An 11,067-nucleotide genomic window follows, 5' to 3' on the forward strand; every position below is an offset into this window, starting at 1 on the left:
CCTGACAAGGTTATTTTCATTTTAAATACAGTTTCATTCTCATTTCATATTCCGGCTTCACTTTTAGAAGCTTCCAGATTTTTCTTTCATCCTTTTCGCTGATGCGGTAAAAAATAATCTTATCGGCAGAATATTTAAAATACGGATGGTTTTTCAGCCAATCTTCCGGAGCTTCTGTTAAAGTGTATCTTGGGACATCGGCGGTATTCAGCGGTGCTGTGGAAAGAAGTTTTTTTACCAGTTCCGTATCAATATTGTAAGTCGTCAGGATTTGCTCTTTGTTTATAAATCCGCCCAGCTTTCTCCTGAACCCGATAATGGACCCGGCACTTCTTTCATCCAGCCCGAATTCCAGAAGCTGCTTAAACGTAATGGTATTAAGATCTGTTTTTGAGAAATCTGTCTTTTCCTGCTGTACTGGAGTTTTCTGAACAGGACTATTAGTAATTGTTGACGGATTCAGCTGTATAAACGGTTTAAGCTCCACAAACTTTTCAGCAGAAATCACAAAACATCTTTCGATATCTTCCAGGCTTTTAAAGCTGCCTCTCAGGTTCCGGTCCCTGTAATTGATGATCGTCTGGGCCTGCTTATCAGAGAAACCGAAAGATTTCCATCCTTCAAGATCTGTGGTGTTGGGGTCAAAGGGATGATACTGAGCTTTTGTCTTATGGGAACCGAACGTTTTCGGATAGCGGCTGAAGCTGTCAGGTGTTTTTTCCGGGAGCATCAGGTAAGGCGAAAGCATGTTATAATTTTCTTCATTGATGATAAAACATTCCTTAAACTTTTCTTTGCTTACAAAACTTCCGCCCAGGAAACTTTTATATTTCAGGATCGCGGCGGCCTGCCTTTCACTGAAGCCCATTTTCACCCAGTCATTTGCTGTATAATGATCAGGATTGAATTTTCCGGAAATGCTGATCGATGTTTTTCCGAAGGCGGTAAAGTTCTTTGATTTAGCGTCCTTATTGCTTTCCGGAAGAAGAATATAATCATTCAGTTCACCGAATTTTTCTTCTGAAACTGCAAAACATTTTTTAAACTGTTCTTTGGAAAGGAACTTTCCGCCCACTATTTTTTTATAATTGAGGATGGTTGCCGTTTGCTTTTCGGTAAATCCCAGGTTCTGCCATTGTTTTTCATCCAGTTCATTGGGATCAAATTCCGTAAGATGCAGCAGCGTCGAAGCAGGATCGGATGTTATAAATTTTACTTCGGGGAAATCTTCTTTTTCCGTACCGGTATAATTCTGAAAGGCAAAGAGAATAATCAGGATCATTCCCATGAAGGCCAGCTTTTGGTAATATGTTTTTTTCATGCCTAAACTTAACCATTATAGCAGGCATTAACAATAAGTCCATAGCAATTGAATTATTTCAGTCTATATATTCAGTTTAAATGATTTAAAATATAAACTGCTGAAATAAAACGGATTAAAATTTTTAACTATTCGCTGTCTTTCTCTACCAGGGAATCTTTCAGTTTCAGAAGCTCGGCCTTTACAAATTCAAGCCTGTCGATAAGCGTAATGGTTTCAGAGATCCTGCTGTTGGTGGTAAGGGCAACTTTAGCGCCATCCAGCGTGTAGCCTTTTTCTTTAACCAGATGGTAGATCATCTGGAGGTTTTTAATATCTTCCGGAGTAAAATACCGGTTGCCTTTCTTATTTTTCTTAGGCTTTATGATCGGAAATTCCTGCTCCCAATACCGTATCAGCGAAGCGTTGACATCAAATGCCTTGGCCACTTCTCCTATGGAATAATACAGTTTATCGGGTAAATTGATCTTCATTGTCAGAATCTAATCTTCAAAGATAAATATTTTTTAAATTTCAGGATCAATACAATATAGAAAAAGTGAGTTTTAGCTGATCATTAGGTTAACTTACAGACAGACCAAGAGCAATATTCAGCATTATTAAAGAATCAACAGCTCAGGATTTTTTAATTGGATTGCGGTTCCAAAACGGGAAATAGTCGTAAATTGTATGCTTTAAAATAGAATGAAGTATGAAAAATATCCTGCGTACGGGCTATATTGGTTTGGTTTTCGTATTGGTTAACTGCCAATCATTAAATACCAGAAATATGTTTTATGAAGATCGTAAACCGGAAAGAGTTTCGGATAAGTTCAGTTTTGTAGAAGGTCCGTCTTCGGATAAAGAAGGAAATGTATACTTTACAGACCAGCCCAACGACAAGATTTACTATTGGGACTGGAAAACCAATACCGTGAATGAGTTTATGAGCCAGACAGGCCGGGCCAACGGGATGCATTTTGATAAAGACGGTTATCTTATTACCTGTTCCGACCATAAAGGGGAAATCTGGAAAATTTCAAAAGATAAAAAAACCGAGGTCCTGCTGAATCATTTTGAGGGCAAAAGACTGAACGGCCCCAATGATATCTGGAATGATGCCCACGGCGGCATGTATTTTACGGATCCCTTGTATGAAAGAGACTACTGGGTAGATTTCAAGCAGGAAACGCCGCATAAAAGCCTTTATTACAGAAGTAAAGAAGGTGAAGTAAAAAAAATAGAAACGTTTACACAGCCTAACGGGATTATAGGAAGCGAAAAGTTTAAAAAGCTCTATGTTTCCGATATTGATGCCGGCAAAACCTACGAATATGATATTTTGGAAGAAGGAAAATTATCCGAAAAGAAGCTGTTCTGTGAAATGGGTTCAGACGGGATGACACTGGACAAGCACGGAAACCTTTACCTGACAGGCGACGGTGTGCATGTTTTTAACCGTGAAGGGCAGAAGATCCACCATATTCCAATCAATGAAGACTGGACTTCCAATGTAACGTTCGGCGGGGAGAACCATGATATACTCTTTATTACGGCATCAAAATCAGTATATACCTTGCCTACAAAAGTAAAAGGCGTAAAATAAAGGTTCAATATTAAAGAGATACTACAAAATAAGCGGGCTGATGCCCGCTTTTATCGTTAAGTCCAATTAATCATCAGACAAAATTTAAAGATTGCAATTAATACGCAACTTCCATTTTTATTTTTTTACCTTTCAGTTTTTCACTGCTCAGCTTTCTCAAAAGAGCATTAACCTTGCTTCTGGAAACCGCAACATAGGACGTTGTATCTTTCACTTCAATCAGGCCTATATCTTCTTTCTGGAGTTCGCCTTTTTTAATCAGATAGCCTACAATATCCACCTTATTCACTTTATCTTTCTTTCCGGCACTGATGTAAACCGTCTGAAACGGCGTTTTCTCCGGAACTTTGGTAAATCCTTCAACACTTTCCTCCGGCGTATTGCTTTTGATAAACGGGAAATTCTCTTCTGCCGTCATGATTAAATAGGCAAAACCTTTCGCGTTCATTCTCGCCGTACGCCCGTTCCTGTGGATAAAAGCATCTTCTTTCGGAGGCAGCTGGTAATGGACAATCGATTCAACTTCGGGAACATCCAGGCCTCTTGAAGCCAGATCAGTGGTAATTAAAATCCTGGCAGAATCATTTCTGAATTTCAGTAAAGCCCGCTCTCTTTCATCCTGTTCCATCCCGCCGTGGAAGGTTTCCCTGTCGATTCCTTTTTCACGTAACAGCTCAGAAATACGGTCAACAGCTTCACGGTGGTTACAGAAAATCAGTGTTCTTTTATTCCCGATTTTGCAGATCAGATTAAATAAAGTATCCAATTTCTCCTCAGAGATTGTCATCACTTTTCTTAACTGAATATCCGGTTTTACCTCACTTAATTTTAAAAAATCAATAATTTTTTCATTTTTTAAGCCTGTAAACTTTGGAATTTCATCCATTGCCGTTGCCGACGTTAAAATTCTTCGTGAAAGACCTTTCATAGAGTTGGAAATAAATTCCATATCTTCATGGAAACCCAGTTCCAGTGCCTTATCAAACTCATCCAGTACCAGGGTCTGAATGGTTGTCGGGTCAAAATTATTATTTCTTAGATGATAAACCACTCTTCCCGGCGTTCCGATCAAAACCGCCGGAGCTTCAATTAAATTATTGACTTCAATCTTTTTATCATGGCCTCCATAAGCTACAGAAACTTTAAAATCTGTCCCCATCGATTTAAAAACCTGCTCAATCTGCAAAGCCAGCTCTCTTGCCGGAACCAGAATCAGAGTCTGAATTCCGGAAGCCTCTTTTTTAAGGTTTCGGAGAACAGGAAACAAAAAGGCAAGTGTTTTCCCCGAACCCGTAGGCGAAAGCAAAACAACATCCTGATTATTCTCAGTGGTTTTATAGGTAGATTTCTGCATCTGGTTCATATCCTGAATCTGCAGTTTCTGATAAATTGATTGTAGTTCCATGGTGCAAAGATACTTGATTTTGTTTTTTGTGAAAATTACATTCACTATTTATTTGATTTACGGTAACCCGTAATAACCGGCCGTCTACTAATGGTACATTTGGTATTATTAATTTCTAATAACCGTAAAAAATGAAACTCTACCAAACCCTGGAATCCCAGCTCAAAAAAGAACCCAACTATGTTACAGACAACAGCGAAATCAAAAAATGGGTGGTGCTTAACAAAGCGCAGAATTTTGACGAAGAACTGATCAGCTTATTATTGGATGATCCTGATCTGAACGAAAAGTTTTTCATCAGGCTGAAAGATACTCTCGTTTTCAAACAGAACCTTTTCATCCAGTTTCTTGAGCAGAAAAATTATCTCAATGACAGTTATACGCAATTTAAAAATAAGGTAGGATTCGCCATTGACGGCAAATATCTGAAGCAGCGAAATGAAGTTGCATTGGTCTGGCCGTTTAAAGACTGTGTTTTGGAAGGCGGACAAAGCCGGGAAGAGGATAAAAGAGAAGAAATCTTCTTTAACGAAACCCTGGCACAGGATGAAATCACTGAATTGCTGGACCCAAAAGTTTTTACCAATGCCAGGAAATTTGATAAAGACGGTGAAAAGAGTTTTGATCAATTGAACAGAAATGAAAACGGAACCATCACGGATAATCTGATTATTAAAGGAAACAATCTTTTGGCACTGCATTCCCTAAAGAAAGAATTTGCCGGAAAAGTAAAGCTGATTTATATTGATCCGCCGTATAATACGGGAAATGATGGGTTTCAATATAATGATAATTTCAATGAAAGTTCGTGGCTTACGTTTATGAAGAATCGTTTAGAAATTGCTAAAGATTTACTTTCTAAAGATGGAAAAATATTTGTTCAATGTGATGATAATGAACAAGCTACTTTAAAGATGCTTTTAGACGAAGTTTTTAAAAAACAAAATTTTGTAGAAACATTTATTTGGAAAAATACAGATAACGCACCAGCTCTGTCAAAAAAATCGAGAAAGAATATAGAGTTTATTCATTGCTATGAAAAATTTTTAGATACTAAAAGTTATGTTGGGCGAAAAAGTGATAATGATGATGCACCGTTATTAAATAGTAGCAATCCAGTTACTATTTTGGAATTCAAACCTAATATGATTGAATTTAAAATACCAGATAATATATATATAAAAGGGAATTATGATAAGATTGAATTAGTTAATGATCTAATCATAAAAAATGGTAAAAATGAAAATGCAATTCAGCTTAAGGGACGTTTTAAATGGCAACAGTCATTTTTAGATGTTGAGATAGAAAATGGAACTTATTTCATTATTAAGTCTGATAGATTTTCCATTAGATATCAAAGGAAATATTCTTCCAATCTCGCTCCGGATAAATTTATAGATAATATATATTTATCTAAAGCACTTGGGATTGAAACAAATGAAGATTCAAAGAAACATATTAATTCTCTAGGCTTAAATTTTAATTCCTATCCAAAACCTGAATCTTTAATTAGTTTTTTAATTAAAGCTGTAACACAAGAAAATGACATAGTTTTAGATTACCATCTTGGAAGTGGAACAACAGCTACAACAGCCCATAAAATGAATCGTCAGTATATTGGAATAGAACAGATGGATTATATTGAAGATATTGCTGTTGAGCGTTTGAAAAAAGTTGTTGAAGGAGAACAAGGCGGCATTTCAAAATCCGTAAACTGGCAGGGCGGCGGTTCATTTGTTTACCTCGAACTCAAAAAATACAATCAAACCTTTATTGAAAAAATCGAAGAAGCCCGGGATTCTGAAAGCCTTCTGAAAATCTGGGAAGAGATGAAAGAAAAATCATTTCTGAATTATAATGTTGATATCAAAAGACAGGAGCAGCATTTGGAAGAGTTTAAAACATTAAGCCTGGAAAACCAAAAACAGCATCTTTGCGAACTGCTCGATAAAAACCAGCTGTATGTTAATTTGTCGTCCCTCAATGATGAAAATTTTGAGTGTACTGCGGAAGAAAAGAAAGTAACAAAGGATTTTTACCGGATAAAAGCGTAGCAGATGACATTTTTATACGATCAACTTATACACGAGTTCGGGAAAAGAGCCATTTCTCAGATTCCGATTCCGGCGCACATTTCCGATAATTTAAAATTCAGCCAGCGGCCTTATCAGCAGGAAGCGTTTCAGCGTTTCATTCTTTGCCATTCAGAAAATTTTACCGGGAAGCCTTCTTTACCGCTCCATTTATTGTACAATATGGCGACCGGAAGCGGGAAAACACTGGTTATGGCAGGCCTGATGCTTCATTTATATGAAAAAGGATACCGAAATTTTCTGTTTTTTGTGAACAGCAATAACATCATACAGAAAACCAAAGACAATTTTCTCAATCCGCAAACGTCTAAATATCTTTTCAATAATAAAATTATAGTCAGCGGAAAAGAAGTTATGATAAAGCAGGTTGATAATTTTGACGAAGCAGATCACGAGAATATCAACATCAAATTTACGACGATCCAACAGCTGCATACCGATCTTAATAATACCAGAGAAAACGGCATCACCTATGAAGATTTTCAAAACAGGGAAATCGTTTTGATTGCTGACGAGGCCCATCATCTAAGCAGCGGGACAAAATCCGGAAACCTTTTCGGAAGCTGGGAAGATACGGTCTTGCAGGTTCTCCGGCAGAATTTTAAAAACATCCTGTTGGAATTTACGGCCACCCTGGATTATGAAAGTCAGGAAATTGTTGCTAAATACAAAGATAAAGTCATTTATAAATATGACCTGTCACAGTTCAGGAAAGATAAATTTTCCAAGGAAATCAATCTTGTACGCTCATTGTATGATGAGCAGGAACGCATTATTCAGGCATTGATTTTAAATTTATACCGTCAGGAGCTGGCTTCCTTCAACAATATTAATCTGAAACCTGTCATTCTCTTCAAGGCAAAGAAAACGATTAAAGAATCTGAACAGAACAAAGAGAATTTCCATCAGCTGATTGATGATTTGTCTGAAACGATGATACAGAAGATCAAAAACACTTCTTCAGTTCCGGTTGTTCAGAAGGCCTTCCGGTTCTTTGAGGCTAAAAATATCCCGATGAGTGAAATAGCCAAACGGATCCGCATTAATTTCCGGGAAGAAAACTGTCTGAGTGCCAACAATGATTCTGAAGCGGAGAAAAATCAGATTCTGCTTAATACCCTGGAAGAAGAGAATAACCCCGTGCGGGCGGTTTTTGCGGTTCAGAAACTGAATGAAGGCTGGGATGTTCTCAATTTATTTGATATTGTAAGGTTGTATGAAGACCGTGACGGCAAAGACGGGAAACCCGGTAAAACCACACTTTCGGAAGCGCAGCTGATTGGTCGCGGAGCACGGTATTTTCCGTTTGCCCTGGAAGCAGGTGAAGATAAGTTTGTCCGGAAATTTGATGATGATATTTCCAATGATTTAAAAATCCTGGAAGAATTGTATTACCATACCAAAGAAGACAGCCGCTATATTTCCGAGCTGAAAAGGGCTTTGGTAGATTCCGGGATTTACGAAGACGAGGCTAATCTTGAAACTAAACAGCTAAAATTAAAACCTGCATTTAAGGATTCTGAGCTTTATAAAAAAGGACATGTCTTTTCCAATAGAAAATTGCCGAAAAATTTTGGAAAGATAACTTCTGTTAAGGATTTGGGTGTTAAAAAAACCAACTACCGACATCAGCTTTCATCGGGTGGAGGAAGGATTTCCAATGTCTTTTTTGAATGGGAAAGTCCGGTTTCCTCTGATGAAATAATGAAAACCAAAGATATTAAAATCACAGATATTCAGAAGCATGTTGTATTATGTGCCCTGAGCCGGAACCCGTTTTATTATTTTAATCATCTGTCTCATTATTTTCCTAATATACATTCGATTTCAGATTTTATTGAACATCCGGACTATCTCGGCAGTCTGGAAATAACATTTGTCGGAAGTCAAAACCGTTTACAGGAAATTTCGCATTTTGATTACCTTCAGGCATTAACCGGCTTACTGCAAAATATAGAAGCGGACATTAAAAACAATTCTACTGAATATGAAGGCTCCGCATTTTATCCGCAGCCTATCCGGCAGGTGTTCAAAGACAAGGAAATCCGGGTTGCCAAAGATAATGAGCGGGCGAAAGGGCAGGAAGACCTGATTTCCAATGAATCTTGGTACGTCTATAATGCAAACTATGGAACCAATGAAGAAAAGAAGTTTGTGGAATTATTTTCCAGGCGTTTTGAAGGCTTCAGTCAAAAGTTTGAAAATATCCATGTGATTCGTAATGAAAGAGAAATTAAAATTTTTGATAAGCTTGGACGTGCTTTTGAACCGGATTTTTTACTATTCTGTAATAGGAAAGATGATGAAAAGTTAACATTTCAGGTTTTTATAGAGCCTAAGGGGACACATCTGATAGGGCACGACAAATGGAAAGAAGATTTTCTGAAAGAAATAGGAAACGAGAAAAAATCAATTAAAATAATTACCGATACGTATAAGATTACAGCAGTACCATTTTATAATTATGGAAATGAAAATGAGTTTAAAAATATTTTAGAAAGTACGTTTGAAAAATAAAACGATTTGTTGTAATTTTTCATATCTTTGCACCACTTTTTGCGGGTAAGGTTTGAAAAGGTAAATTATTATAAATTAATTACTTCCGTATTTTTTAAATCCGCATTGATTCAGACCGTTAAAAAAGAAGGAATACAAATTTTATTAGAAAATGTCAAAAGAGACAAATTCAGCAGAGGTTTTATTAAACCAAAACGTAGCACCGGAACAATTTGATTGGGATTCTTTCGAATCCGGTCTTGATGCAGATGCGAGAAAAGAAAAAAGCGATTTAGAAGAAATCTACAACGGATCTCTTAACAACCTTAGCGACAATGACGTTTTGGTTGGAAGAGTAGTTAGATTAACGGACAAAGAAGCAATCGTAGACATCAACTTCAAATCTGAAGGTGTTATCTCTCTTAACGAATTCCGTTACAACCAGGGCCTTAGCGTAGGTGACGAGGTAGAAGTAATGGTTGACAGAAGAGAAGACAAAACCGGACAATTACAGTTATCTCACAGAAAAGCTAGAACGCTTAAAGCTTGGGATAGAGTAAACGAACTTCACGAAACTGGAGAAATCGTTAACGGTTTTGTAAAATCAAGAACTAAAGGAGGTATGATCGTTGACGTACACGGAATCGAAGCATTCTTACCTGGTTCTCAGATTGATGTTAAGCCAATTAAAGATTACGATCAGTTTGTAGGTAAAACGATGGAGTTCAAAGTTGTGAAAATCAACCCTGAGTTCAAAAACGTAGTAGTATCTCACAAAGCATTGATCGAAGCAGATATCGAAGGTCAGAAAAAAGAAATCATCGCTCAGCTTGAAAAAGGTCAGGTTCTTGAAGGTACTGTTAAGAATATTACTTCTTACGGTGTATTCGTAGATCTTGGTGGTGTAGACGGATTGATCCACATTACAGACCTTTCTTGGTCTAGAGTGAACCATCCATCTGAAATCCTTGAGGACGGACAGACTGTGAAAGTGGTTATCCTTGATTTTGATGATGAGAAAACAAGAATCCAGTTGGGTATGAAGCAATTAGAGGCTCATCCTTGGGATGCTCTTTCTGCTGATATGAAAGTTGGAGATAAAGTAAAAGGAAAAGTAGTGGTTCTTGCTGACTATGGTGCATTTGTAGAAATTGCTCCGGGTGTAGAAGGATTGATCCACGTTTCTGAAATGTCTTGGTCTACGCACTTAAGATCTGCAGGTGACTTTGTAAAAGTAGGTGATGAAGTAGAAGCTGAAGTATTGACTTTAGACAGAGAAGACAGAAAAATTTCTCTTGGTATCAAGCAGTTGAACAAAGATCCATGGGAAAATATCGAAGCTAAATATCCGGTAGGATCCAAGCATGTAGGAACGGTAAGAAACTTCACAAACTTCGGTGTATTCGTAGAATTGGAAGAAGGTATTGACGGTTTAATCTACATCTCTGATCTTTCCTGGACTAAGAAAATCAAGCACCCTTCTGAGTTCTGTGCAGTTGGTGATAAATTAGATGTTATCGTTCTTGAACTGGATATTCAGGCAAGAAGATTATCTTTAGGTCACAAGCAATTGACGGATAACCCTTGGGATGCATTTGAAACTAAATATGCTGAAGGAACAATCCACGCCGGTAAAGCGGTAGAAGTACACGATAAAGGTGCTTCTGTACAGTTTGAGGATGTTGAGGTTGAAGCTTTCTGCCCATCAAGATTATTAGAGAAAGAAGACGGATCCAAAATCAAAAAAGGTGAAGAGGCTGATTTCAAAGTAATCGAATTCAACAAAGAATTCAAGAGAGTAGTAGTTTCTCACACAGGAATCTTCAGAGACGAAGAAAAGAAAAATTCCAGAGAATCTTCTCACAACAACAGATCTAACAACAATAACATGTCGTCTTCTTCAAACAATGAAGAAAGATCAACTCTTGGAGATATCGATGCATTAGCAGAATTGAAAAGAAAAATGGAAGAAGGTAAATAATCCTTTAATCATTTGATAATATTAAGCCACTCAAACGAGTGGCTTTTTTTGTTTTAACATTATATTCTTCAATGTTTTAGGGTTTACAATACGATAAGATTTAATCCTTAAAATGATATGATTATCCTGATGTGTGATAAAGTAGAGTTATTTTTAAATAGACATAAATAATTTGTTATTTTATTA

7 protein-coding genes are annotated in these 11,067 nt (G+C 37.1%); 4 read left to right on the forward strand and 3 right to left on the reverse strand.

The genetic code is table 11. From position 1 onward, the window contains the following. Positions 1-16 precede the first annotated feature (16 nt). Both ASE55_RS12605 and ASE55_RS12610 read right to left on the reverse strand, forming a co-directional pair. A complete protein-coding gene (locus ASE55_RS12605; protein ID WP_056220137.1) occupies positions 17-1,321 on the reverse strand; it encodes a helix-hairpin-helix domain-containing protein in 1,305 nt (434 codons plus the stop codon). Positions 1,322-1,449: 128 nt separating this feature from the next. After that, entirely contained in the window at positions 1,450-1,794 is a 345-nt protein-coding gene (locus ASE55_RS12610; RefSeq protein WP_056220140.1) for a MerR family transcriptional regulator, read from the reverse strand. Positions 1,795-2,012: 218 nt separating this feature from the next. On the opposite strand from ASE55_RS12610, the gene ASE55_RS12615 reads away from it, so the two are divergent. Further along, on the forward strand, positions 2,013-2,906 hold the full coding sequence (locus ASE55_RS12615) for an SMP-30/gluconolactonase/LRE family protein (RefSeq protein WP_056220143.1): 894 nt from the start codon (positions 2,013-2,015) through the stop codon (positions 2,904-2,906). A 97-nt stretch (positions 2,907-3,003) separates the two neighbouring features. On the opposite strand, the gene ASE55_RS12620 is transcribed toward ASE55_RS12615, so the two are convergent. Further along, positions 3,004-4,311 carry a DEAD/DEAH box helicase gene (locus ASE55_RS12620; protein WP_056220145.1) on the reverse strand — a complete coding sequence of 436 codons (1,308 nt, stop codon included), beginning with the start codon at positions 4,309-4,311 and terminating at the stop codon, positions 3,004-3,006. A 131-nt stretch (positions 4,312-4,442) separates the two neighbouring features. On the opposite strand from ASE55_RS12620, the gene ASE55_RS12625 reads away from it, so the two are divergent. From ASE55_RS12625 to rpsA, 3 genes are all read left to right on the forward strand, one after another. After that, a complete protein-coding gene (locus tag ASE55_RS12625) occupies positions 4,443-6,365 on the forward strand; it encodes a DNA methyltransferase (protein ID WP_056220148.1) in 1,923 nt (640 codons plus the stop codon). A 3-nt stretch (positions 6,366-6,368) separates the two neighbouring features. Continuing rightward, the gene (locus tag ASE55_RS12630) at positions 6,369-8,921 is read left to right on the forward strand and encodes a DEAD/DEAH box helicase family protein (protein WP_056220151.1); all 2,553 of its coding nucleotides are present in this window, start codon (positions 6,369-6,371) and stop codon (positions 8,919-8,921) included. 151 nt (positions 8,922-9,072) lie between these two features. Continuing rightward, on the forward strand, positions 9,073-10,881 hold the full coding sequence (rpsA, locus tag ASE55_RS12635; RefSeq protein WP_056220154.1) for a 30S ribosomal protein S1: 1,809 nt from the start codon (positions 9,073-9,075) through the stop codon (positions 10,879-10,881). Positions 10,882-11,067 lie beyond the last annotated feature (186 nt).

The organism is Chryseobacterium sp. Leaf201 (assembly GCF_001421435.1).
In the GTDB taxonomy this organism is placed as follows: Bacteria; Bacteroidota; Bacteroidia; order Flavobacteriales; family Weeksellaceae; genus Chryseobacterium.

What these genes read in the sequence shown, in the direction of transcription:
- ASE55_RS12605 (WP_056220137.1), bottom strand. Translation starts at nt 1,321, where the DNA reads ATGAAAAAAACATATTACCAAAAGCTGGCCTTCATGGGAATGATCCTG.
- ASE55_RS12610 (WP_056220140.1), bottom strand. Translation starts at nt 1,794, where the DNA reads ATGAAGATCAATTTACCCGATAAACTGTATTATTCCATAGGAGAAGTG.
- ASE55_RS12615 (WP_056220143.1), top strand. Translation starts at nt 2,013, where the DNA reads ATGAAAAATATCCTGCGTACGGGCTATATTGGTTTGGTTTTCGTATTG.
- ASE55_RS12620 (WP_056220145.1), bottom strand. Translation starts at nt 4,311, where the DNA reads ATGGAACTACAATCAATTTATCAGAAACTGCAGATTCAGGATATGAAC.
- ASE55_RS12625 (WP_056220148.1), top strand. Translation starts at nt 4,443, where the DNA reads ATGAAACTCTACCAAACCCTGGAATCCCAGCTCAAAAAAGAACCCAAC.
- ASE55_RS12630 (WP_056220151.1), top strand. Translation starts at nt 6,369, where the DNA reads ATGACATTTTTATACGATCAACTTATACACGAGTTCGGGAAAAGAGCC.
- rpsA (WP_056220154.1), top strand. Translation starts at nt 9,073, where the DNA reads ATGTCAAAAGAGACAAATTCAGCAGAGGTTTTATTAAACCAAAACGTA.